The organism is Streptomyces sp. NPDC017225 (genome assembly GCF_044331465.1).
GTDB lineage: Bacteria > Actinomycetota > Actinomycetes > Streptomycetales > Streptomycetaceae > Streptomyces.
The window spans coordinates 234,176-256,943 of sequence record NZ_JBIRNE010000008.1; the positions used below are offsets into that span (position 1 = coordinate 234,176).

A 22,768-nucleotide genomic window follows, 5' to 3' on the forward strand; every position below is an offset into this window, starting at 1 on the left:
GACGGGGCACGGCGCCTTCACGACCATGGCCAGGCCCGCTCGAGCCGTGCAAAGGGGCTGATTGCGTGACATTGGTGACCGAGCCGAGTAAACCGGCGCGTCGCGCGCCCGGCCGGGACCGGCAACGGCGCGGCCCCGACCACGGCGCCTGGTTCCTGGTGCTGCCCGCGCTGATTCCCATCCTGATCCTCAGCGTCGGGCCGCTGCTCTACGGCATCCTGCTGGCGTTCACCGACGCCCAGTCGGGCCGGACGCAGCCCACCCAGTGGGTCGGTACCCTGAACTTCCAGGACCTGATGCGGGACACGCTGTTCTGGGATTCGTTCCGCATCGGGCTGCTGTGGGCCGTCGGGGTCACGGTGCCGCAGTTCCTGCTCGCGCTCGGCCTCGCCCTGCTGCTCAACCAGAACCGGCGGATGCGATTCCTGGCCCGCGCCCTGGCGATCATTCCCTGGGCGATGCCCGAGGTCGTCGTCGGCATCATGTGGCGGCTGGTCTACAACCCGGACGCGGGCATCCTCAACGAGACCCTGCGCGACCTCGGCCTCGGCGACGGCCGGGACTGGCTCAGCGGCCTCGCCACCGCGCTGCCCGCCGTCATCGTCGTCGGGATCTGGGCCGGCATGCCCCAGACCACGGTCGCCCTGCTCGCCGGGCTGCAGAACACCCCGCGCGAACTGCACGAGGCCGCCGCCGTCGACGGCGCCGGAGCCTGGCGCCGTTTCCGCACCGTCACCTGGCCCGCCCTGAGACCGGTCGCGCTCGCCATCACCGCGCTCAACCTGATCTGGAACTTCAACTCCTTCGCCCTGGTCTACGTGCTGACCAACGGCGGACCGGGCGGCAGGACCCGGCTGCCCATGCTCTTCGCCTACGAAGAGGCCTTCCGCTACGGGCAGTTCGGTTACGCCGCGGCGATGGGCTGCGTCATGGTCGCCGTGATCTCGGTCCTGCTGGCCGTCTTCCTCGCCGGCCGGCTCAAGGGCGGACTCAAGAACCAACCCGAGGGCCGGGCCAAGGGAGGTGACGAGGCATGAGGACCTCGACCGGGGCCCGCGTGGGCCAGTACGCCGCGCTGCTCGCGTATCTCGTCTTCCTGGCCTTCCCGTTCCTCTGGCTCATCTCCACCGCGTTCAAGCCACCGCAGGAGCTGGCCACCCTCCACCCCACCTGGATCCCGCAGAACCCCACCCTCGACAACTTCCGGCAGGCCTTCGACGAACAGCCGCTGCTGCGGGCCGCCCTCAACTCCCTGCTCGCCGCGCTCGGCGCCGCGGTGGTCGCCGTGGTGATCGCGACGCCGATGGCGTACGTCATGGCCCGGCGCCGCGGCCGGCTCACCAAGGCGGCCACCGGGTGGGTCGTGGTCAGCCAGGCCTTCCCCTTCGTCCTGCTGATCATCCCGCTCTTCCTGGTCCTGAAGAACCTCCGGCTGATCAACTCGGTGCCGGGGCTGATCATGGTGTACGTCGTGTGGTCGCTGCCGTTCGCGCTCTGGATGCTCGCCGGGTACGTCCGGGCCGTGCCGGCCGAGCTGGAGGAGGCGGCGGCGGTCGACGGCGCCGGGCGGCTGCGGACACTGGTGTCGGTGACCGCGCCGCTGCTCGCGCCGGGCATCGTGGCGACGGCCCTGTTCGCCTTCATCACCGCGTGGAACGAGTTCTTCTTCGCGCTGGTGCTGCTGAAGACACCGGAGAAACAGACCCTGCCGGTCATCCTCACCCACTTCCTCGGCGCCGAGGGCGTCGCGGACCTCGGCCCGCTCGCGGCGGCCGCCTTCCTCGCGACGCTGCCCTCGCTGGTGGTCTTCGCGCTCATCCAGCGGCGGATCACGGGCGGCATGCTCGCCGGGGCGGTGAAGAGCTGATGCGGGCACGTACGAGGTTCACCACCCTGCTCGTCTCCCTCGCCCTGCTGCTCGCCGGCTGCTCGGGCGGCGGCGACGGGGCGGACGACGGCCGGATCACCCTGCGCTTCCAGTCCCTGGCCTGGCAGGAGGAGTCCGTGACGGTCAACAGGGAACTGGTGCGGGAGTGGAACTCCACCCACCCGGACGTGCGCGTCGAGTACGTCCAGGGCAGCTGGGACAGCGTCCACGACCAGCTCCTCACCTCCTTCGAGGGCGGTGAGGCGCCCGACATCATCCACGACGCCTCCGACGACCTCGCCGACTTCGCCTACGGCGGCTACCTCGCCGACCTGACCGGACTGCTGTCCGAGCGGCTCGAGTCGGACATCCCGCGGCGCGGTTGGGAGACGGTCACCTTCGGCGACGGCGTCTACGGCGTCCCGTTCCTCCAGGAACCGCGGGTACTGATCGCCAACGCCGACCTGCTGCGGGAGTCGGGCGTCCGGATTCCCACGCCCGAACACCCCTGGACCTGGCCCGAGTTCCGGCAGGTGACGAAGCGGCTGAGCGGCGAGGGGAGGTACGGAGTGGCCTGGCCGCTCAAGGAGCCCGTGTCCGCCACGCTCAACCTGTCCCTGTCCACCGGCGGGAAGCTGTTCCACCGAGGAGCGGACGGGAAGGTCACCGTCCGCTTCGAGGAGGGCGACCAGGTGGTGCCCCGCACCATCCACGACCAGGTCAACACGGACCGCAGCGCCTCCTCCACCACCCTCGGCAGCGGCGGCTCCGACACGCTGCCCGGCTTCTTCGCCGGCAAGTACGCGATGGTGCCGCTCGGCTTCTCCTACCGCCAGCAGATCCAGCAGCAGGCGCCCGACGGCTTCGACTGGCAGGTCCTGCCCGCCCCGGCCGGCTCCGAGGGGCTCACCCAGGGCGTCAGCCCGCAGACCCTGTCGGTCGCCGAGGACAGCCCGCACAAGAAGCAGGCCGCCGCGTTCATCGACTTCCTCCTCCAGCCGGACAACATGGTGCGCCTCGCGCTCGGCGACTGGATGCTGCCCACCGGTACCGAGGCGCTGAAGGACCCGGCCCTGCACACGGCCGAGCACGGCTGGGCCACGGGCACCGCCCTCGCCGGGCAGCTGCGCACCGCGCCCGCGCAGTCCGTGAGGGGCTATCCCGAGTGGAAGGACAAGGTGGCCACCCCCGCGCTCCAGGAGTACTACAGCGGAGCGATCGACCTGGAGGAGCTGCGCAGCCGCCTGGAAGAGGACGGAAACCTCGTCCTCGCCCGCTACCAGCGCTGACGAGGAAAACCCGTTGCCCGTGCGCGGCGCCGGAGCCTACCGTCGGCTCCGTGGCAGCTTTCAACGCGATCTTCATCTCCGGTCTCGGCCGGGGCAGCACGTACTCCATCAGGATGCGTCGTGGCCCCGGAGCCCTGACCGGACCGGGGTCCCCCCGCCGCTGACACACGTGACACACACGCGGCGGGGCTGAGTCTCCGCATCTCCTTTCCGCCCTCGTCTTCCGGTCAGGGCCTTCGGCTGCCCTTTTCCCCTTTCACGGAAGACAAGGACCGCAGGCCATGGCCCGCCCCACCCAGCGTGCCCGCACGCTCTCGCAGAACTTCCTCACCGACCGCGCCACCGCCGACCGCGTCGCCCGCCTCGCCGCCCCCGACAGCCGTCGCCCGCCCCTGCTCCTCGAAGTGGGCGCCGGCCAGGGCGCACTCACCGAGCCGCTCGCCCGCCGCAGCAGGGAACTGCACGCCTACGAGATCGACCCCCGACTCGTCCCCGGGCTCCGCGCCCGCTTCACGGACACCCCCCACGTCCGCGTCGTCGCCGGTGACTTCCTCGCCGCGCGACCCCCGCGCACGCCGTTCTCCGTCGCCGGGAACGTGCCGTTCTCCCGCACGGCGGACATCGTCGACTGGTGCCTCACCGCATCCGGCCTCACCGACGCCACACTGATCACCCAGCTGGAGTACGCCCGCAAGCGCACCGGCGACTACGGCCGCTGGACCCTGCTGACGGTCCGGACCTGGCCCCGTCACGAGTGGCGGCTGGCCGGGCGGGTGAGCCGGTACGGCTTCAGGCCGGTGCCCCGCGTCGACGCCGGGATCCTGCGCGTCGAACGCCGGCGCACGCCGCTGATCTCCGGTGTCGAGCAACGGAGTTGGCAGGACCTGGTCGAGCTGGGCTTCTCGGGAGTCGGCGGTTCGCTGCACGCGTCCCTGCGTCGCGCCCACCCCGGGCGCCGGGTGGACGCGGCGTTCCGGGCCGCGCGCCTGGACCCCGGCGTGCTCGTCGGCGAGGTGGCGCCGGCGCGCTGGCTGCGGCTGTACGAGGAGCTGGTGGCATGAGGACGAACCCAAAGGAGAAGAAGTTGTACGAGACGTCTCGTCTCGAATACATTCTCCGCATGACCAGTCCCGCTCACATCGCCATGTTCTCCGTCGCCGCGCACGGGCACGTGAATCCCAGCCTGGAGGTGATCCGCGAGCTCGTCGCGCGTGGGCACCGGGTGACGTACGCGATCCCGCCGCTGTTCGCGGAGAAGGTCGCCGAGGCGGGCGCCGAACCCAAGCTGTGGAACAGCACGCTCCCCGGCCCCGACGCCGACCCGGAGGCCTGGGGCACCACCCTGCTGGACAACGTCGAGCCGTTCTTCAACGACGCCGTCCAGGCGCTCCCGCAGCTCATCGAGGCCTACCAGGGCGACGAGCCGGACCTCGTCCTGCACGACATCACCTCCTACCCGGCCCGCGTCCTCGGCCACCGATGGAACGTGCCGGTGGTCTCCCTCTCGCCGAACATGGTCGCCTGGGAGGGATACGAGAAGGAGGTCGGCGAGCCGATGTGGGAGGAGCCGCTGAAGACCGAACGCGGCCAGGCCTACTACGCCCGCTTCCACGCCTGGCTGGAGGAGAACGGGATCACGATGCACCCCGACCCGTTCGTCGGCCGCCCCGCCCGCTCCCTGGTACTGATCCCCAAGGCGCTCCAGCCGAACGCCGACCGGGTCGACGAGTCGACGTACACCTTCGTCGGCGCCTGCCAGGGCGACCGCTCCGCCGAGGGGGAGTGGCAGCGTCCCGACGGCGCCGAGAAGGTCGTCCTGGTCTCCCTCGGGTCGTCCTTCACCAAGCAGCCGGCCTTCTACCGGGAGTGCGTCAAGGCCTTCGGCGAGCTGCCCGGCTGGCACGTGGTGCTCCAGGTCGGCAAGCACGTCGACGCCGCCGAGCTGGGCGACGTACCGGACAACGTGGAAGTACGGTCCTGGGTACCGCAGTTGGCGATCCTCAAGCAGGCCGACCTGTTCGTCACCCACGCGGGTGCGGGCGGCAGCCAGGAAGGGCTGGCCACCGCCACGCCGATGATCGCCGTTCCGCAGGCCGTGGACCAGTTCGGCAACGCGGACATGCTCCAGGGACTCGGCGTCGCCCGCCACCTCCCCACCGAGGAGGCCACCGCCGAGGCGCTGCGCACCGCCGCCCTCGCCCTGGTCGACGACCCGGAGGTGACCCGGCGGCTGGCGGAACTCCAGGCCCGGATGGCCCAGGAGGGCGGCACCCGACGGGCCGCCGACCTGATCGAGGCGGAACTGGCGGCGGCGCGGGCCTGAGAGCGACAGAGGAGAGAGAGCGCCGAAGCGGAAGGCGCCGTACGGGCGGTCACCACGGCCCCGTGCGGCCCTTCCGCAGAGTTGTTGAATAAGTCACAGGAGTGCGTAGTGGTTGAACCGCGCACACCGCATCGGCGAGAGTGGCGCGCACGTCCGCCCGGCGCGCGGACGAGGCCGTCGTGCCCACCCCCACGGGGCACGACGGCCGCTCTATGGTGTGCGCATGACGACGACGTACGCGGCGCTGCTGCGCGGGATCAACGTGGGCGGCGCGAGGAAGCTCCCGATGGCCGAACTGCGCGCGCTCCTGACGGACCTCGGCCATGACGCCGTACGCACCCATCTCCAGAGCGGGCAGGCCGTGTTCGAGTCCGGGCACGGGGACGAGGAGTCCCTGGCCGCCGAGTTGAGGGGCGCGATCGAGAAGCGGTTCGGTTTCGCGGTGGACGTGATCGTGCGCGACCACGCCGATCTGAAGGCGGTCGCCGAGGCGTGCCCGTTCCCGGCCGCCGGCCTGGAGGCCAAGCAGCTGCACGTCACCTACTTCTCCGCGCCCATCGCCGCGGAGCGCTTCGAGACGGTCGACCAGCCGGCCTTCCTCCCCGAGGAGTTCCGCCTCGGCGACCGGGCCCTGTACCTGTACGCGCCGAACGGTCTCGGCCGCTCGAAGCTCGCCGACGCCCTGGCCCGACCCCGCGTGAACAAGGGCCTGATCGCCACCACCCGCAACTGGAACACCGTCGTCAAGCTCGTGGAGCTGACCGGGGCCTGAGCGGGCCCCGGCCGAGGAACCCGGGGCTCAGGCCCCGACCGCCGCCAGCGCCGGCATCCGCGCCTCGTCGTACCGGTCCAGTACCACCCGTGCCACCTCCGGCGAGGGCCCGAGGACGTCCGCCAGTACGTCCGCCTCGGCAGCGCCCCGTGCGATGCGGTCCGGCAGGAAGCCCGGGGCCAGGACGTACGGCGCCACGGCGACGCGTGCGCAGCCCAGCTCCCGCAGCTCGCGCACCGCGTCCTCGGTGCGCGGAAGGGATGCGGAGGCGAACGCGGGCCGCACGGCGCACCAACCGGTGTGCCGCCACTCCCGCGCGATTTCTGCGATCACCGCGATCGCCTCCGGGTCGGTGGACCCCGCCGAGGCCAGTACGACCCCGGTCGAGGACTTGTCGGCGGGCGTCAGACCCGCCTCGTACAGGCGCCGCTCCAGCGCGGAGCGCAGCAGCGGGGACGGGCCGAGCACCTCGGCCTGCCGGATCCGCAGCCGCGGGGGCGCGTCCGCGAGGACCGCGGGGATGTCCGCCTTGGCGTGGAAGGCGCGGGTCAGCAGCAGCGGCAGCGCCACGACGTCGCGCACTCCCTGCGTCTCCAGTGACTCCAGTACCCCTTGTACCGAGGGGACGTTGAAGTCCAGGAAGCCGGTCTCCACCCGTACGTCCGGGCGCAGCGACCTGACCCGGCGCACCAGGGCGTGCACGGTCTGGGCGTGCCGCGGGTCGCGGCTGCCGTGGGCGATGACCAGGAGAACCGGCGCGGACATGATGACTGTCAGCTCCTCACCAGCAGACCGCGGCTGCGCAGCACCCACCGCTCCAGCGGGCTGAAGATCAGCAGGTCGATCGCGATACCGACGAACAGGATCAGCAGGATGGCCTCGAACACCATCGCCATGTCGCTGGCGTTGCGGCCGTTCTCCAGCAACTGGCCGAGCCCCACCCCGAGGTCGGGGAAGGACGCGATGATCTCGGCGGCCATCAGCGAGCGCCAGGAGAACGCCCAGCCCTGCTTCAGACCCGCCACATAGCCGGGCAGCGCGGCCGGCAGCACGATGTGCCAGGTGCCCCTCAGCCCCGTCGCGCCCAGCGTGCGGCCCGCGCGCAGGAAGATCGGGGACACCTGGTCGACGCCCGACACCAGGCCGTTGGCGATGGACGGCACCGCGCCCAGCAGGATGACGGCGTACATCATCGAGTTGTTCAGGCCCAGCCAGATCACCGCCGGCGGCACCCAGGCCACCGACGGCAGCGACTGGAGGCCGGACAGGATCGGGCCGATCGCCGCGCGTACGAACTTCACCCGCGCCACCAGCAGTCCCAGCGGGGTGCCGATCAGCAGGGCGAAGCAGAAGCCGAGCAGGCCGCGCGAGACGCTGGTCCAGATGTAACCGAGCAGCTCGCCCTGGAGCCAGGCCTGGTGGACCACGTCCCACACGTCGGACGGCGCGGGCAGCTTGGTCGGATCGTCGACGATCTCGAAGGAGACGAGCCCCTGCCAGACCGCGATGACCAGGACCACGGCGACGGTGGGCGGCAGGATCTTCTCCACGAAGGTCTGCCGGAAGGGTGTGCGGCCCTGCTGCACCGTCTCCAGCGCGTCCAGGCCCGCCTCCAGGCCGGCGAGATCGCCGCCGTCCCCGGAGCCTTTGCCCCCGGGGCCGCCGTCCTTGGCGCCGCCCCCCGGGGAGTGCTTCGTGTCAGTGCTGGCCATGGCGGCGGATCTCCCCACGCAGTTCTTCGGTGATCTCGACGGAGAGCTCCGCCACGGCGGTGTCCTCGATGCGGCGGGGATGCGGGATGCCGACCGTCCACTCGCGCGCCACGCGCCCGGGACGGGAGGACAGCAGCACCACCCGCTCGGCGAGCCGCACGGCCTCGCGGACGTTGTGCGTGACGAACAGGACGGAGAGCCGCGTCTCGCGCCAGATCCGGGTCAGTTCGTCGTGCAGCACGTCCCGTGTGATGGCGTCCAGCGCCGCGAACGGCTCGTCCATCAGCAGCAGCCTGCTCTCCTGGGCGAGCGCCCGGGCCATCGCGACCCGCTGGCGCATACCACCCGACAGCTCGTGCACCCGCTTGCCGTACGCGCCCTTCAGCCGGACGAGTTCGAGCAGTTCCTCCGCCTTGTCGCGGCGCTCGGACTTGGCCACGCCCCGCAGCTTCAGGGCGAGTTCGATGTTCTTGCCCGCGGTCAGCCACGGGAACAGGGCGTGCTCCTGGAACATCAGGGCCGGCCGCCCGTCCGTGGTGATCGCGCCGGCGCTCGGCTTGTCCAGGCCCGCCACCAGGTTCAGCAGCGTGGACTTGCCGCAGCCGGAGGCCCCCAGGAGGGTGACGAACTCGCCGGGCGCGACATCGAGGGTGATGTCGTCCAGCACGAGCTGCTGCCCGGCGGGGCCCGCGAACGACTTGGAGACGTGCTCGATCCGGGCGGCGTGCGTGACCGCCGCGGTGCCCTCGTCGGCCTTGGCGAGGGTCGTGGTCGTGGCCATGGTCGTCACCTCCTGGGGAATGGTCGGGATCCGGGCCTACTGGACGCCGAGACCGGCGTCGTCGACCGCGGGTTCGCCCTTGGCCTTGAGGACCTTGTTGAGCAGCGTGAGGTCGTAGATGCCCTCGAGGTCGGGCTCCTCCAGCAGGCCGGCCGTGACGGCGTGCTCCGCCTGGGCGTCGAGGGTGGCGGCCAGCGGGTCGTCGGTCAGCCGGATCGACTTCCACGCCGGGTCCAGGACGTCGGCCGGCAGCGCCTTGCCGGTGTCCTTCTCCAGCTGCTTGTTCGCCGCGGCCTTGGCGTCGTCGGGGTTGGCACCGATCCACTCGTTGGTGTCCACCGAGGCCTTCAACACCGCCTCGACGGCCTTCGGGTGCTTCTCGAGGAACTCCTGCCGCACGATGATGTTCGTGATCACGAACTCCTCGTCCGGCCACAGCGCCGACTCGTCCAGCAGCACCTCGCCGCCCTGGGCGACCAGCCGGGAGGCGGTGGGCTCCGGCACCCACGCGCCGTCGACGGAGCCGGACTTGAAGGCGTTCGGTGTCACCTTGTTGTCACTGCGGACGACCGTCACGTCGCCCTTGCCGCTCTGCGCGTCGACCTTCCAGCCCTGCTCGGCGATCCAGTTGAGGAACGCGACGTCCTGCGTGTTGCCCAGCTGCGGGGTCGCGATGCGCTTGCCCTTGACGTCCTTCAGGGTCTTGATCTTGTCCGGGTTCACCACCAGCCTCACCCCGCCGGAGGCCGAACCGCCGATGATCCGCAGGTTCTTGCCGTCCGACTTCGCGTAGCCGTTGATCGCCGGGGACGGGCCGATCCAGCCGATGTCGATCGAGCCGGAGTTCAGCGCCTCGATCTCGGACGGGCCCGCGTTGAACACCGCGTACTTCGCCTCGGTGGCGCCCAGCTCCTTCTGGAAGAAGCCCTTCTGGTTGCCGACCAGGGGAGTCGCGTGGGTGACGTTGCCGAAGTAGCCGATCCGGACGGAGTCGAGACCGTCGATCTTCTCGGCGCCCGCCGCGACCTTCGCGGTGTCGTCGTCCTTGGCCTGCGAGCCGTACCCGCAGCCGGCGAGGGCCAGCAGCGGGAGGGCGGCGAGGACCGCGAGGGTGCGGCGCGGGGCGGTGGTGGCAGGCACGGGAGGTGGTCCTCTCGTTGGCCCGGCGGTCACGCCTGTCGGTTGGTCCGAGGTGTCAGGTCGTGGCCGGGAGGTCGGCGGGTTTGCGTCTGCGGCGGTGCGGGGTGAGGGCGCGCGAGCGGTGCGCGTACGTCAGCACGCACATCGCGCGACCCCGCCCTGCCCTCCCCCAAACTCCGTTCGGGGGCACCCCCAGCCCAGGGCGCCGCTGCCGACGCGGCCGCCCTCCTTCGCGAACGTGGAGCAGAAGTCGGGGGAGTCCATGCTCAGAAGTCCCACCCGTCGTCCGCCTCGTCCTTGACCGGCTCCGGCGCGGCGAAGGACTCGCCGGCCATGCCGGCCGTGAGCGTGGTGCCGTCGCTCGGGTCGATCAGGATGAACGAACCGGTGCGCCGCGAGTCGGCGTAGGAGTCGGCGGGCAGCGGCTCCGCCGTACGGATCTTCACCCGGCCGATGTCGTTGGCGGCGAGCCGCCCGGGGTGCGGGTGCAGGGACAGGTCGTCCAGCGTGAGCCGGGCCGGGATGTCCTTGACGATCGCCTTGACGGTGCGGGTGCCGTGCTTGAGCAGGACCCGGTGGCCGACGGTGAGCGGCGCGTCGGCGACGTGGCACACGGTGGCCTCGACGTCCTGGGTGGTGGCCGGCGCGTCCTTGCTGGGCACGATCAGGTCGCCGCGCGAGACGTCGATGTCGTCCTGGAGCAGCAGCGTCACCGACTGCGGCGTCCAGGCGACGTCGACCGGCTCGCCCAGCAGGTCGATGCCGGACACCTTCGAGGTACGGCCCGAGGGCAGGACGGTGACCTCGTCGCCGACGCGGAAGGTACCGGCGGCGATCTGGCCCGCGTAGCCGCGGTAGTCGGGGTGCTCGGCGGTGCGCGGCCGGATCACGTACTGCACGGGCAGCCGGGCGTGGCAGTGCGCCAGGTCGTGGCTGACCGGCACGGTCTCCAGGTGCTCCAGCACCGTCGGGCCGCCGTACCAGTCCATGGTCGCAGACGGCTCCACCACGTTGTCGCCGGCGAGCGCCGAGATCGGGATCGCGGTGACCTCCGGGACGCCCAGCTCGGTCGCGTACGCCGTGAACTCCTCGGCGATGGCGGCGAACACGGGCTCCTCGTAGTCGACCAGGTCCATCTTGTTGACGGCGAGGACGACGTGCGGGACCCGCAGCAGGGCGGCGATCGCGGCGTGCCGGCGGGTCTGCTCGACGACGCCGTTGCGGGCGTCGACCAGGATCACCGTCAGCTCGGCCGTGGAGGCGCCGGTGACCATGTTCCGGGTGTACTGCACGTGCCCGGGGGTGTCGGCCAGGATGAACCGGCGGCGCGGGGTGGCGAAGTAGCGGTAGGCCACGTCGATGGTGATGCCCTGCTCGCGTTCGGCCCGCAGGCCGTCGGTGAGCAGCGCGAGGTCCGGGGCTTCCTGGCCGCGGCTCGCGGAGGCCCGCTCGACGGCCTCCAGCTGGTCGACGAGGACCGACTTGGAGTCGTGCAGCAGACGGCCGACCAGGGTGGACTTGCCGTCGTCGACGGACCCGGCGGTGGCGAACCGCAGCAGGGTGGTCTCCGAGAGCTGCCAGGCCGCCGGCGGCTCGGTGGGTTCGGTGGTGCTGGTCATCTTTAGAAGTACCCCTCGCGCTTGCGGTCTTCCATCGCGGCCTCGGACATCTTGTCGTCGGCGCGCGTGGCGCCGCGCTCGGTGAGCCGGGAGACGGCGATCTCGGCGATCACCTTCTCGATGCTGTCGGCGTCCGAGTCGACGGCTCCGGTGCAGGACATGTCGCCGACGGTGCGGTAGCGCACCCGCCGCTTGACGACCGTCTCGTCGTCCTTCGGCCCGCCCCACTCACCGGCGGTCAGCCACATCCCGCCGCGCCCGAAGACCTCGCGCTCGTGGGCGTAGTAGATCGCCGGCAGCTCGATGCCCTCACGGGCGATGTACTGCCACACGTCGAGCTCGGTCCAGTTGGACAGCGGGAAGACCCGGACGTGCTCGCCGGGGGCGTGCCGGCCGTTGTACAGGTTCCACAGCTCGGGGCGCTGGCGGCGCGGGTCCCACTGGGAGAACTCGTCCCGCAGTGAGAACACCCGCTCCTTCGCCCGTGCCTTCTCCTCGTCGCGGCGCCCGCCGCCGAAGACGGCGTCGAACTTCTCCGCCTGGATCTTCTCGGTCAGCGGCAGCGTCTGCAGCGGGTTGCGGGTGCCGTCCGGGCGCTCCTTGAGCACCCCCCGGTCGATGTAGTCCTGCACGGAGGCGACGTGCAGCCGCAGCCCGTGCCTGTCCACCGTGCGGTCGCGGTAGTCGAGGACCTCGGGGAAGTTGTGCCCGGTGTCCACGTGCAGCAGGGAGAACGGCACCGGCGCGGGGGCGAACGCCTTCAGCGCCAGGTGCAGCATGAGGATCGAGTCCTTGCCGCCGGAGAAGAGGATCACCGGCCGCTCGAACTCGCCCGCCACCTCGCGGAAGATGTGCACCGCCTCGGACTCGAGGGCGTCGAGGTGGGAGAGGGCGTACGGGCCGGCCGCACCCTTCTCCACTGTGGCCACGGTCGTCGTCATGCCAGTCCCCTTTCGGTGAGCAGGGCGTGGACCGCCGCGGCGGACTCCTGGACGGTCTGGTCCTGCGACTCGATGCGCAGGTCGGGCTTGACGGGCTCCTCGTACGGGTCGTCGACGCCGGTGAGCCCCGTCAGCTCACCCGCGGCCTGCTTGGCGTACAGGCCCTTCACGTCGCGCACCGAACACACCTCGACCGGGGTGGCCACGTGCACCTCCACGTAGGCCGTGCCGTTCGCCTCGTGGCGTGTCCGGACCGCGTCCCGGCTGTCCGCGTACGGAGCGATCACCGGGACCAGTGCCGTGACGCCGTTGCGGGCGAGCAGTTCGGCGACGAAGCCGATGCGCTGCACGTTGGTGTGCCGGTCCGCGCGGCCGAAGCCGAGGCCCGCCGAGAGGAACTCGCGGATCTCGTCGCCGTCCAGGACCTCGACGCGGTGGTCCTCCTCGCGGAGCCGGCCGGCCAGTTCGTGGGCGATGGTGGTCTTGCCGGCGCTCGGCAGGCCCGTGAGCCAGACGGTGGCTCCGCTCCTCACGTGGTTCTCCTGAATCTCGGTCGTCCCGGTCTCGGTGGTCCCGGTCCCGGTCGTCCCGGTGGTCGTCGTCATGTCAGCCGTGCAGTCCGCACTCGGTCTTGGAACGGCCCGCCCAGCGTCCGGCGCGGGAATCCTCGCCCTCCAGCACACGGCGGGTGCAGGGCGCGCAGCCCACGGAGGCGTAGCCGTCCATCAGCAGCGGGTTGGTGAGGACACCGTGCTCGGCGACGTACGTTCGCACATCTTCCTGTGACCACCGTGCGATGGGGGAGACCTTCACCTTCCCCCGCTTCTCGTCCCAGCCGACCACCGGAGTTTTCGCCCTGGTCTCGGACTCGTCGCGGCGCAGACCGGTCGCCCAGGCCTGGTAGCCCTTGAGGCCTTCCTCCAGCGGGCGCACCTTGCGCAGCGCGCAGCACAGGTCGGGGTCGCGGTCGTGCAGCTTCGGGCCGTACTCGGCGTCCTGCTCGGCGACCGTCCGGCGCGGGGTGAGCGTGATGACGTTGACGTCCATCACGGCCTCCACCGCGTCCCGGGTGCCGATGGTCTCCGGGAAGTGGTAGCCGGTGTCGAGGAACACCACGTCCACGCCGGGCAGGGCGCGGGAGGCGAGGTGGGCGACGACCGCGTCCTCCATCGAGGAGGTCACGCAAAAGCGGCTGCCGAACGTCTCGGCGGCCCACCGGAGGATCTCCGGCGCGGAGGCGTCCTCCAGCTCGCGGCCCGCCCGCTCGGCGAGTGCCTTGAGATCCTCGGTCGTACGTTCTTCCTGAACCGCCGTCATATCGGTTCCCCTCCCGTGGAGTTGGGCTGAACGCCCCGGGCGAGCAGCCCGAGGAACTTCAGCTGGAATGCGCGGTTGCACGCCCCGCATTCCCAGGCGCCGTGACCTTCCTCATGGGGGCGGAGGTCCTCGTCGCCGCAGTAGGGGCAGTAGAAGGGCGCGGCGCGCTCGCTCACGACAGGGCCTCCTCGGAGGCGCGGGCCGCCCAGGTGGCGAAGCGCTCGCCGTCCTCGCGCTCGGCCTGGTAGCGGGTCAGGACGCGCTCCACGTAGTCCGGCAGTTCCTCCGCCGTGACCTTCAGGCCGCGCACCTTGCGGCCGAAGCCCGGCTCCAGGCCGAGTGCGCCGCCCAGGTGCACCTGATAGCCCTCGACCTGCTCGCCCCGGTCGTTCAGCATCAGCTGGCCCTTGAGGCCGATGTCCGCGGTCTGGATGCGGGCGCAGGCGTTCGGGCAGCCGTTGAGGTTGATGGTGAGAGGCTCGTCGAACCCCGGCAGGCGGCGCTCCAGTTCGTCGATCAGCGAGGCGCCGCGCGCCTTGGTCTCGACGATGGCGAGCTTGCAGAACTCGATGCCGGTGCAGGCCATGGTGCCGCGCCGGAAGGTGGAGGGCCGGGCGGTGAGGTCCAGTGCCTCCAGGGACTCCACCAGGGAGTCGACCTGTCCCTCCTCGACATCGAGGACGATCATCTTCTGCTCGACCGTGGTGCGCACGCGGCCGGAGCCGTGCGCCTCCGCCAGGTCGGCGACCTTGGTCAGGATCGTGCCGTCGACGCGGCCGACGCGCGGGGCGAAGCCGACGTAGTAGCGGCCGTCCTGCTGCCGGTGCACGCCGATGTGGTCGCGCCAGCGGCTGGTCGGCGCGGCGGGCGCCGGGCCGTCGGTCAGCTTCCGCTTCAGGTACTCGTCCTCCAGCACCTGGCGGAACTTCTCCGGCCCCCAGTCGGCGACCAGGAACTTCAGGCGGGCGCGGTTGCGCAGTCGCCGGTAGCCGTAGTCGCGGAAGATGGAGATGACGCCCTCGTAGACGTCGGGCACGTCCTCGATCGCCACCCAGGCGCCGAGGCGCACGCCCAGCTTCGGGTTGGTGGACAGGCCGCCGCCGACCCACAGGTCGAAGCCCGGCCCGTGCTCGGGGTGTTCGACGCCGACGAAGGCCACGTCGTTGATCTCGTGCACCACGTCCAGCACCGGCGACCCGGAGATCGCGGTCTTGAACTTGCGGGGGAGGTTCGAGTACGCCGGGTTGTTCAGGACCCGGCGCTTCATCTCCTCCAGGGCCGGCGTGCCGTCGATGATCTCGTCCTCGGCGATGCCCGCGACCGGGGAGCCGATCATCACGCGGGGTGTGTCGCCGCAGGCGGTGACCGTGGACAGGCCGACGGCCTCCAGGCGCTCCCAGATCTCGGGCACGTCCTCGATGCGGATCCAGTGGTACTGGACGTTCTGCCGGTCGGTGATGTCGGCCGTGCCGCGCGCGAACTCCTGCGAGATCTCGCCGATGACGCGCAGCTGCGCGGTGGTCAGCGCGCCGCCGTCGATGCGCACCCGCAGCATGAAGTAGCTGTCGTCCAGCTCCTCCGGCTCCAGGACGGCCGTCTTTCCGCCGTCGATGCCCTGCTTGCGCTGGGTGTACAGCCCCCACCAGCGCATCCGTCCACGCAGGTCACTGGGGTCGATCGAGTCGAAACCCCGCTTGGAGTAGATCGTCTCAATACGTGTCCGCACATTGAGACCGTCGTCGTCCTTCTTGACTTGCTCGTTGCCGTTGAGCGGGGTGAAGTGACCGGCCGCCCACTGACCCTCGCCGCGGTGACGGCTCACCTTGCGGCGGGGGGTCGCGGCAGCAGGATTCGGCGGCGTGGCGGCCATGGGTGACACGTCCTTCAAGGCAGACGGGAAGCGGCTCTGACCTGCACGCATGGCGCATGGCACACGTGTGGCATCCCTGCGCGTCATTGCGCGGGAATCAGGCGAATGGGGGAAATCCGGTGGTGCTGGAGGAAGCTCTCAGCGGACCGGACAGATGGCGCTGGACATGCGGCCGAGGTCGACGTGCCGCCGACTCACCAAGGCAATTCCAGTTCCAGGCATGGCGGAAGCCTGGCACGGCGATCTGGACACAGTCCAGCTTCGTCCAGAAAGTGGACACCCCTGTCTCGTGGAGCGAGACAGGGGTGTTGTGGGTCACAAGACGGCCCCCGGGGGGAGGGGCGGCGGCCGGCCGGTCGGTCAGGCGGGGAACGCTCCGGGCCAGGGCCCCGGCGTGGCCACCTCCGCCTCCTCCTCGACCTTGGTGTCGAACAGGCGGAAGCCGCGGCGCTGGTAGTTGTCCATCGCGTACTCGCCGTCCTTGCTGCAGGTGTGCAGCCACACCCGCTTCGTCGTGGCCAGCCCGGGCCACCGGTCCGCCAGGTCCCAGGCGCGGGCGGCGCCGTACGAAAGCAGGTGGCCGCCGATACGCCGGCCCCGGAAGGCCGGGATGAGGCCGAAGTACTCGATCTCCACGACCCCGTCGTCCCCGGACGTCAGCTCCACGTACCCGGCGGGGGTGCCGTGGTCGTAGGCGACCCAGGTCTCCACGCCGGGCCGCTCCAGGTGTTCCCGCCAGCGCGCGTGGCTCCAGCCGAGCCGGTCCGTCCAGCGGATGTCGCCGCCCACCGAGGCGTACAGGAAGCGGCTGAACTCGGGGGAGGGCACCTCGGCGCGGACGATCCGGACGTCCCCCTCCGGTGCGGCGGCCGGCAGCAGATCGGTCGGCGCCGTCTGCTCCAGGGACCAGGTGGTCACGGCGATGCGGGTCATGACGGTCAGGGAATCATCCGGCCCGCGGATCTGTCGATCCCCGCCCACGCGGGGGCCCCGCGTGGCCCGGTGGCCTCGACGGACCCCGCGCGGGGGGCCGGTGGCCGTCAGTCGAGCGCGTCCTCGATCGAGGTCAGCGGCAGCGCGAACAGCATGCGGCCCGACTGCGACCAGACCTCGCCGGTCTGCGCCCAGTAGGACAGGGAGCCCGCCTGTCCGCTCCAGCACCGCTGGGAGCGGTCCGCCCCGCACTCCGTGGCCCGGGCGCCCTCCGTGTCCTGGCGCCACAGGGTCCCGCGCCCGTCGTGCCCGCCGGCCGCGCGTCCCAGATACCAGTCGGCCCGTTCCGCGCCGGGCGGACGGTGCGACAGCACGCCCCCGACCTCCGCCGCCCCCGTCTCGTAGGCCTCCACCGCGTCGACGCGCCCGGCGGCGTCGACGGCCGGCAGCCCGGTGCGGTCCGGGTCGGTGCCGAACGCGTAGCGCCACAGCCGGGTCGGGCGGTCGCCGTCCGCGGATACCCGCTCGCTCGCCACCAGGCTGTCGGGGGCCGTGCCGCGGTCCAGGGAGATGGCGGCCGGACGGGCGGCGTCCCGGGACCCGGAGAGGCGGTACGAGGCGACGGCGGGCAGCACGTACGGGTGGCCGTCCGCCGCCCAGCCCCCGGGCACCCGCCCGACGGCGTCCGCGTCGGTGGTGGCGCGCTGGATCCGTTCCACGTCGTACACGTACAGCGCGTCGCGGCCCCCGGCACCGGTGGTGACCAGCAGTTTGTCCTGGTACCAGACCATGCCGGAGACCGGGGAGGCGAGCCCCCGGTAGTTGTTGCCGCCGTCGACCGGGACGGCGAGGAGCGCCGAGGTGTAGCCGAGGTGGTCGGGATCGTCGGCGTCGACGAAGGAGACCCGGGCGAGACCGCCCCCGGGCGTGCCGTCGTCGCGGGACCAGGCGGAGAGAATGACGCGGTGGGTGCCCCAGCGGCCGTCCTCGTCGGCGTCCCCGGAGGTGGTGACCGCGCCGGGACGCCAGCCCTCGGTGTCCTCGTCCTCCCAGCAGTAGGCGCGGGTCGCCGCGGGGGAGACCGGCAGCGCCTCCCGGTCCCCGGTCGCGCAGTCGGCGGCGTCGCGCAGTGTGTGGTCGGCGGAGTCGAGGACGGTGTCGACGCCCACCGGTTCGCCCATCGCGGCGGAGAGCCGGTCGAGCCAGGGTGACGGCACGCGGTGCTCCGTCAGCCGCAGCGCGTCGGTCTCGGTGACGGAGGTGAGACGTTCGAGGGAGCCGGGGTCGTCGGCGATCGTGGCCTGCGAGGCGCTGATCAGCGTGGCGGCACCCGTCAGCGCGAGGGCCGCCCCGGTCAGGGCCGCGCGCAGCGCCCTGCCCCGCCTGCGTCGGCGGTGTCTGCCGCGCTGCTTCATACAACCTCCACGGACACCGGACCAACTGGGCTCGACGGTGGCCACGTTGACCGAGGAGCGGATGGGGCGGTCCGTAGGGGATGCTACGACAGACGGACGGGTCCGCGGACGCGGACGGTGCAAATATGCGAAACGAACCGTTTTTGCGGCCATCCGGCGGGCATCCGGCGGCGATCCACCGCCACCGCGTCGCGCCGCCACACCGCGTCGCGCCGCCACACCGCGTCGCGCCGCCACCGCGTGCCACGCCGCCGCGGCTGGTCGCTGTCAGGATGCCGGCAGTGCCCCCGCCCGGTGCTCCGCCACGGCCGGTGCCGTCGAGTGGGGGAGCAGACCGCGTGGGTCGTCGGGGAGGACCACCTCGACCTCCGCGTCCTCGCAGAAACGATACGGCCGGTGTTCCAGATAGGCCCCGAGGTACCTCCGTACCCGCGACATCTCCGCCCGTACCGTCACCGTGCGGGCCGGGTCGCCGAACACGTCCTCGGCCAGCTCCGCGGCGCTGCGGCCGGCGCGGTGGACGGCCAGCAGGTACAGCAGTTCGGCGTGCCGGGGACTCAGTTCCCGGGCCCAGTCCTCCGCGCCGCCCAGCACCCGGACCGACCAGCGGCGCGGCTGCCCGAGGTCCAGCACGATCCTGGCGTCGCCCCGCGGCACCGGCCTCCCGGCGGCCCGTACCAGCCAGCCCTCATCCAGCGGCTCCACGGTGCACGCCCCGAACGCCGGCAGCCACCTCGGCCCCGCCGCCGGGGACTTGGGCAGCACCACCCGGTCCAGGTACGGCATCCCGGTCACCGCCGCCGTCCAGCCCTCCCGGTCCGCTACCAGGGCCCGCCCGTCGAGCCGGGCCAGCACCGGCGCGGCCACCGCCCGCAGCCGCTCCAGCGACCGCACGTGCAGTTCGCGCAGCCGGGCCTCGGCGAGTCTGGCCACCGAGTCGACCCAGGCGAGCGTCGCCGGGTGCATCGTCTCCAGCGGCCCGCTCACGTCGACCACGCCGAGCAGTCGGCCGCTGCGCGGGTCGGTGATGGGCGCTCCGGCACAGGTCCAGGTCGCCTGCGACCGGACGAAGTGCTCGGAGGCGAAGACCTGTACGGGCCGCCGGGTGACCGCCGGCGTGCCGATGCCGTTGGTGCCGACCACCTCCTCCCGCCAGTCCGCCCCGAGTTCGAAACCGAGACCGTCGGCCTTGCGGAGCACCCGCGCGCTGCCCTCCCGCCACAGCACCCGGCCCTCGTCGTCGGCGACCACCATGATGTGGTGCGCGACGTCCGCGACCGAGAGCAGACCCTCCCGCAGCACGGGCAGCACGTGGCGCAGCGCCGAGGCCTCCCGCCGTCGCCGTACCTCCTCGGGGGCCAGCAGCCCGGAACGGAAGTCGTGCTCGGGATCGACACCGCTGCGCAGCACCCGGTCCCAGGACTGCTCGATCACCGGCCGCGGCGCGACCGGTGCCCGTCCGCCCGAGAGTTTCGCGGAACGGACCTCGCTGAGCATCCGCGCCGCACGCGCCGTGTCGACGGCGGCGAACTGGGTCACGTCCCTCGGCGAGAGCGCCACTGGTCCCGTCCTCCCGGAAGCCGGATGCCCGGTTATTCGGATACTCGGATAGTCGTATTCGTTCGAATGCTCGGACGTCCAGGCACCCGGATGTTCGTCCGATACTGACCGCTTGCCCGTGACCCGCGGACACAGTCCGCACACAGCCGACAGCAAGTTGCAACCCCCTGCAACCCTGGTGGGCGGCCGTACCGGTGGCCAAACTTGAACCACGTCGCCCCGAGCGGCGTACGCGGCCTGAACAGGCCTGTGTGGTGGGGGTGGTGCCGTGTCGGCGCAGCACCACCCCCGCGCCACCCGACGGGATCAGGCCACGGCCACCGGGCGGGCCCGCTCCACCACCGACGCCAGGTCCAGCGTGGGCGGCAGCGTGCCGAAGGCAGCGCCCCCGTCACCGCCCAGCCGCGCGGCGCAGAACGCGTCGGCGACCTCCGGCGGCGCGAACCGGACCAGCAGCGAGCCCTGGAGCACCAGCGCCAGCCGTTCCACCAGCCGCCGCGCCCGCCCCTCGGCGGCCTCCAGATCGGCCAGCTCCGTCAGCAGGCCCCTGATCGCCGCGTCCAGCCGGTGATCGGCGCCGCGTGCCAGGCCCACCTCGGTCAGATAGGCGTCCATCGCGAGCGGCTCCCGCCCGAGCGCGCGCAGCACGTCCAGCGCCTGCACGTTGCCGGCGCCCTCCCAGATCGAGTTCAGCGGCGACTCGCGCACCAGCCGGGGCATCCCCGACTCCTCGACGTACCCGTTGCCGCCCAGGCACTCGGCGGCCTCCACCGCGAGGGGCGCACACCGCTTGGTCACCCAGTACTTCGCCGCCGGCACCGCGATCCGCAGCAGCGCCCGCTCCCGCTCGTCGCCGCCACCGTCGCCGTGGGCGGCGTCGTAGGCCGCCGCCAGCCGCATCGCGAGCGTGGTGGCCGCCTCCGACTCGATCGCGAGGTCCGCGAGGACGTTGCGCATGAGCGGCTGGTCGACCAGCTTCGCGCCGAAGGCCTCCCGGTACGTGCAGTGGTGCACCGCCTGCGCCACGGCCTGCCGCATCAGGCCCGCCGAACCCAGCACGCAGTCCAGCCGGGTCGCCGCGACCATGCCGATGATGGTGCGCACCCCGCGCCCCTCCTCGCCGACCCGGCGCGCCCAGGTACCGGCGAACTCGACCTCGGCGGAGGCGTTGGACCGGTTGCCCAGCTTGTCCTTCAGCCGCTGGATCAGGAACACGTTGCGGGCGCCGTCCGCCAGCACGCGCGGCACCAGGAAGCAGGTCAGCCCGCCCGGCGCCCGGGCCAGCACCAGGAAGCCGTCCGACATCGGCGCCGAGCAGAACCACTTGTGCCCGGTCAGCTCGTACGTGCCGTCCTCGGCCAGCGGGCGCGCCGAGGTGCTGTTCGCCCGTACGTCGCTGCCGCCCTGCTTCTCCGTCATGCCCATCCCGAACAGCGCACCGGCCTTCAGGTGGGCCGGCCGCAGCTCCCGGTCGTACACCCGGGAGGTCAGCCGGGGCTCCCACTCGGCGGCGAGCTCCGGGTCGGCGCGCAGGGCCGGCACCGCCGCGTGGGTCATCGACAGCGGACAGCCGTTGCCGGCCTCCACCTGGGTCCACATGAGGAAACCGGCGGCGCGCCGCACATGGCCGCCCGGCCGGGACCAGGCCGCGGTCAGGCCCGCCGACACCCCTTTGCCGAGCAGCCGGTGCCAGGCGGGGTGGAAGCCGACCTCGTCGACGCGGTGGCCGTAGCGGTCGTGGGTGCGCAGCACCGGCGGGTTCTCGTTGGCCTGCGCGCCCCACTCCTGGGCCTGGACCGACCCGCAGCCGAGGCCCAGCCCCGACAGCTCGGCCACCGCCTCCTCGCGCAGCTCCGGTGCCAGATGCCGCTCGACCGCGGCCGTCAGGGTCCGGTCGGCGGTGAAGACGTCGTAGCCGACCAGCGGCGGGGCCTGATTCGTCACGGTGTGGGTACTGCCTGCCATGACCGTGAACCTACCGTGTCGGACACCGGTGAGGGGCCCGCACGGTGCGGAGGGCGTCCGCGGATGAGTGCGACCCTCCGCGGCGGATACCTTTAGGTCGTGCAGCCAGCAAGTGAATCCACCGAACGGCCCTCCGGCCGGCTCCATCGTGCCCGGGTTCTGTACCGGAACGTATCCAAACGCAGGACCACCTGGCTGCTGCTCAAGGACACGGTCAACTCGTGCATGGAGTACCGCATCCTCGGCCTGGCCGCCGAGGCCGCGTTCTTCACGCTGCTGTCGGTGCCTCCGCTGCTGCTGAGCGTCATCGGCCTGCTCGGCTACGTCGACCTGTGGATCGGCGCCGACACCACCGAGAGCCTGCGCACCAGCATCCTGGACGCCTCCCGCGCGGTGCTCTCCGAGAAGGGCGTCGAACAGATCACCGAGCCGATCCTGGACGACGTCATGAAGGGCGGCCGGCCCGACGTCATCTCCCTCGGCTTCCTGTTCGCCCTGTGGTCGGGCTCCCGCGCGGTGAACGTCTTCATCGACACCATCACCGTCATGTACGGCCTCGACGGCGTCCGGGGGATCGTCAAGACCCGCCTGATGGCGTTCCTGCTGTTCCTCGTGGCGCTGCTGATCGGGTCCATCGCGCTGCCGCTGATGGTGGCCGGCCCGGATGTCGTGGTCGGGATCGTGCCGTGGTCGACGACGGTCGTCCAGGTGCTGTACTGGCCGGTCGTCATCATCCTGTCCGTCGCCTTCCTGACCACGCTGTACCACGTCTCCGTGCCCGTGCGCTCCCCGTGGATCGAGGACGTGCCCGGCGCGCTGGTCGCCCTCGCGATGTGGGTGCTCGGCAGCTTCCTGCTGCGCATCTACCTCACCAACACCGTCGAGGGCCCCACCATCTACGGCTCGCTCGCCGCGCCCGTCGCCGTGCTGCTGTGGATCGGCGTGTCCGCGTTCGCGGTGCTCGTCGGGGCCGCGGTCAACGCGGCCATCGACCGGGTCTGGCCGGCCGCCGCCACCGCCGCGGCCCGCGAGGCCAACGAGCGGCTGCGGCAGGCGCAGGTCGCCGAGTACGTGGCCCGTTCCGCCGCGAACGGCGAGGCGGACCCCGACATGCCCTCCGAGTTCCCGGAACGCTGGTCCCGCTTCCTGCCCCCGGAGGACCTCACGTCCCGCCTGCGCACCCACGTGAAGAACAACCCGCCCGTGAACCACGACAAGCCGGAGGCCTCGTAGCCGGCCGGCCAGGCTCCCCAGGGCCGGTCCG

At 71.9% G+C, this 22,768-nt stretch carries 22 protein-coding genes; 7 read left to right on the forward strand and 15 right to left on the reverse strand.

Translation table 11 applies throughout. The features are described from left to right. Positions 1-65 precede the first annotated feature (65 nt). From ACH4NX_RS19770 to ACH4NX_RS19795, 6 genes are all read left to right on the forward strand, one after another. Positions 66-1,037, forward strand: a complete 972-nt coding sequence (locus ACH4NX_RS19770) for a carbohydrate ABC transporter permease (RefSeq protein ID WP_398129259.1) — start codon at positions 66-68, stop codon at positions 1,035-1,037. Beyond that, a complete protein-coding gene (locus tag ACH4NX_RS19775; RefSeq protein ID WP_351391693.1) occupies positions 1,034-1,867 on the forward strand; it encodes a carbohydrate ABC transporter permease in 834 nt (277 codons plus the stop codon). The genes ACH4NX_RS19770 and ACH4NX_RS19775 overlap by 4 nt, the downstream gene beginning before the upstream one ends. Further along, positions 1,867-3,156, forward strand: coding sequence for a sugar ABC transporter substrate-binding protein (locus ACH4NX_RS19780; protein WP_351391696.1), 1,290 nt, complete (start codon positions 1,867-1,869; stop codon positions 3,154-3,156). Before ACH4NX_RS19775 ends, ACH4NX_RS19780 begins: the two co-directional genes overlap by 1 nt. 281 nt (positions 3,157-3,437) lie before the next feature. After that, positions 3,438-4,217 (forward strand): 23S rRNA (adenine(2058)-N(6))-methyltransferase Erm(O), encoded by a 780-nt coding sequence (erm(O), locus tag ACH4NX_RS19785; RefSeq protein ID WP_351391699.1) that lies wholly within the window; start codon positions 3,438-3,440, stop codon positions 4,215-4,217. After that, complete coding sequence (locus ACH4NX_RS19790) at positions 4,214-5,479, forward strand: glycosyltransferase (protein ID WP_398129258.1); 1,266 nt, start codon at positions 4,214-4,216, stop codon at positions 5,477-5,479. The genes erm(O) and ACH4NX_RS19790 overlap by 4 nt, the downstream gene beginning before the upstream one ends. Positions 5,480-5,702: 223 nt before the next feature. Then, entirely contained in the window at positions 5,703-6,251 is a 549-nt protein-coding gene (locus ACH4NX_RS19795; protein WP_398129257.1) for a DUF1697 domain-containing protein, read from the forward strand. Positions 6,252-6,278: 27 nt separating this feature from the next. On the opposite strand, the gene ACH4NX_RS19800 is transcribed toward ACH4NX_RS19795, so the two are convergent. The 15 genes from ACH4NX_RS19800 to ACH4NX_RS19870 form a co-directional block, all read right to left on the reverse strand. After that, complete coding sequence (locus ACH4NX_RS19800; protein WP_398129256.1) at positions 6,279-7,016, reverse strand: sirohydrochlorin chelatase; 738 nt, start codon at positions 7,014-7,016, stop codon at positions 6,279-6,281. 8 nt (positions 7,017-7,024) lie between these two features. After that, on the reverse strand, positions 7,025-7,963 hold the full coding sequence (locus ACH4NX_RS19805; protein ID WP_351391711.1) for an ABC transporter permease: 939 nt from the start codon (positions 7,961-7,963) through the stop codon (positions 7,025-7,027). Further along, entirely contained in the window at positions 7,950-8,744 is a 795-nt protein-coding gene (locus ACH4NX_RS19810) for an ABC transporter ATP-binding protein (RefSeq protein WP_351391714.1), read from the reverse strand. The genes ACH4NX_RS19805 and ACH4NX_RS19810 overlap by 14 nt, the downstream gene beginning before the upstream one ends. Positions 8,745-8,780: 36 nt before the next feature. Next, on the reverse strand, positions 8,781-9,884 hold the full coding sequence (locus tag ACH4NX_RS19815; RefSeq protein WP_351391716.1) for an aliphatic sulfonate ABC transporter substrate-binding protein: 1,104 nt from the start codon (positions 9,882-9,884) through the stop codon (positions 8,781-8,783). A gap of 266 nt (positions 9,885-10,150) precedes the next feature. Further along, positions 10,151-11,503, reverse strand: a complete 1,353-nt coding sequence (locus ACH4NX_RS19820) for a GTP-binding protein (RefSeq protein WP_351391719.1) — start codon at positions 11,501-11,503, stop codon at positions 10,151-10,153. Between the two features lie 2 nt (positions 11,504-11,505). After that, a complete protein-coding gene (cysD, locus tag ACH4NX_RS19825) occupies positions 11,506-12,444 on the reverse strand; it encodes a sulfate adenylyltransferase subunit CysD (RefSeq protein WP_351391722.1) in 939 nt (312 codons plus the stop codon). Beyond that, positions 12,441-13,049, reverse strand: coding sequence for an adenylyl-sulfate kinase (gene cysC, locus ACH4NX_RS19830; RefSeq protein WP_351391724.1), 609 nt, complete (start codon positions 13,047-13,049; stop codon positions 12,441-12,443). Before cysC ends, cysD begins: the two co-directional genes overlap by 4 nt. A gap of 1 nt (position 13,050) precedes the next feature. Next, on the reverse strand, positions 13,051-13,761 hold the full coding sequence (locus ACH4NX_RS19835; RefSeq protein WP_351391726.1) for a phosphoadenylyl-sulfate reductase: 711 nt from the start codon (positions 13,759-13,761) through the stop codon (positions 13,051-13,053). After that, entirely contained in the window at positions 13,758-13,937 is a 180-nt protein-coding gene (locus ACH4NX_RS19840) for a hypothetical protein (RefSeq protein WP_351391729.1), read from the reverse strand. Before ACH4NX_RS19840 ends, ACH4NX_RS19835 begins: the two co-directional genes overlap by 4 nt. After that, positions 13,934-15,631, reverse strand: a complete 1,698-nt coding sequence (gene sirA / locus ACH4NX_RS19845; protein ID WP_351391732.1) for a sulfite reductase SirA — start codon at positions 15,629-15,631, stop codon at positions 13,934-13,936. The genes ACH4NX_RS19840 and sirA overlap by 4 nt, the downstream gene beginning before the upstream one ends. A 138-nt stretch (positions 15,632-15,769) precedes the next feature. After that, on the reverse strand, positions 15,770-15,853 hold the full coding sequence (locus ACH4NX_RS19850; RefSeq protein WP_351391960.1) for a putative leader peptide: 84 nt from the start codon (positions 15,851-15,853) through the stop codon (positions 15,770-15,772). A gap of 138 nt (positions 15,854-15,991) precedes the next feature. Continuing rightward, positions 15,992-16,564 carry a GNAT family N-acetyltransferase gene (locus ACH4NX_RS19855; protein ID WP_398129255.1) on the reverse strand — a complete coding sequence of 191 codons (573 nt, stop codon included), beginning with the start codon at positions 16,562-16,564 and terminating at the stop codon, positions 15,992-15,994. 107 nt (positions 16,565-16,671) lie between these two features. Beyond that, the gene (locus ACH4NX_RS19860) at positions 16,672-17,979 is read right to left on the reverse strand and encodes a hypothetical protein (RefSeq protein ID WP_398129254.1); all 1,308 of its coding nucleotides are present in this window, start codon (positions 17,977-17,979) and stop codon (positions 16,672-16,674) included. Positions 17,980-18,246: 267 nt separating this feature from the next. Further along, positions 18,247-19,539, reverse strand: coding sequence for a GAF domain-containing protein (locus ACH4NX_RS19865; protein WP_398129253.1), 1,293 nt, complete (start codon positions 19,537-19,539; stop codon positions 18,247-18,249). Between the two features lie 306 nt (positions 19,540-19,845). Next, positions 19,846-21,504, reverse strand: coding sequence for an acyl-CoA dehydrogenase family protein (locus ACH4NX_RS19870; protein ID WP_351391743.1), 1,659 nt, complete (start codon positions 21,502-21,504; stop codon positions 19,846-19,848). A 99-nt stretch (positions 21,505-21,603) separates the two neighbouring features. On the opposite strand from ACH4NX_RS19870, the gene ACH4NX_RS19875 reads away from it, so the two are divergent. Continuing rightward, complete coding sequence (locus ACH4NX_RS19875; RefSeq protein WP_398129252.1) at positions 21,604-22,737, forward strand: YihY/virulence factor BrkB family protein; 1,134 nt, start codon at positions 21,604-21,606, stop codon at positions 22,735-22,737. The last annotated feature ends 31 nt before the right edge of the window (positions 22,738-22,768 follow it).

Bases quoted from the DNA above. Each gene is read 5' to 3' on its own strand.
- ACH4NX_RS19775 (WP_351391693.1), top strand. From the start codon at position 1,034: ATGAGGACCTCGACCGGGGCCCGCGTGGGCCAGTACGCCGCGCTGCTC.
- ACH4NX_RS19780 (WP_351391696.1), top strand. From the start codon at position 1,867: ATGCGGGCACGTACGAGGTTCACCACCCTGCTCGTCTCCCTCGCCCTG.
- ACH4NX_RS19790 (WP_398129258.1), top strand. From the start codon at position 4,214: ATGAGGACGAACCCAAAGGAGAAGAAGTTGTACGAGACGTCTCGTCTC.
- ACH4NX_RS19795 (WP_398129257.1), top strand. From the start codon at position 5,703: ATGACGACGACGTACGCGGCGCTGCTGCGCGGGATCAACGTGGGCGGC.
- ACH4NX_RS19800 (WP_398129256.1), bottom strand. From the start codon at position 7,016: ATGTCCGCGCCGGTTCTCCTGGTCATCGCCCACGGCAGCCGCGACCCG.
- ACH4NX_RS19805 (WP_351391711.1), bottom strand. From the start codon at position 7,963: ATGGCCAGCACTGACACGAAGCACTCCCCGGGGGGCGGCGCCAAGGAC.
- ACH4NX_RS19810 (WP_351391714.1), bottom strand. From the start codon at position 8,744: ATGGCCACGACCACGACCCTCGCCAAGGCCGACGAGGGCACCGCGGCG.
- ACH4NX_RS19820 (WP_351391719.1), bottom strand. From the start codon at position 11,503: ATGACCAGCACCACCGAACCCACCGAGCCGCCGGCGGCCTGGCAGCTC.
- cysD (WP_351391722.1), bottom strand. From the start codon at position 12,444: ATGACGACGACCGTGGCCACAGTGGAGAAGGGTGCGGCCGGCCCGTAC.
- cysC (WP_351391724.1), bottom strand. From the start codon at position 13,049: ATGACGACGACCACCGGGACGACCGGGACCGGGACCACCGAGACCGGG.
- ACH4NX_RS19835 (WP_351391726.1), bottom strand. From the start codon at position 13,761: ATGACGGCGGTTCAGGAAGAACGTACGACCGAGGATCTCAAGGCACTC.
- sirA (WP_351391732.1), bottom strand. From the start codon at position 15,631: ATGGCCGCCACGCCGCCGAATCCTGCTGCCGCGACCCCCCGCCGCAAG.
- ACH4NX_RS19850 (WP_351391960.1), bottom strand. From the start codon at position 15,853: ATGCCTGGAACTGGAATTGCCTTGGTGAGTCGGCGGCACGTCGACCTC.
- ACH4NX_RS19855 (WP_398129255.1), bottom strand. From the start codon at position 16,564: ATGACCCGCATCGCCGTGACCACCTGGTCCCTGGAGCAGACGGCGCCG.
- ACH4NX_RS19860 (WP_398129254.1), bottom strand. From the start codon at position 17,979: ATGAAGCAGCGCGGCAGACACCGCCGACGCAGGCGGGGCAGGGCGCTG.
- ACH4NX_RS19870 (WP_351391743.1), bottom strand. From the start codon at position 21,504: ATGGCAGGCAGTACCCACACCGTGACGAATCAGGCCCCGCCGCTGGTC.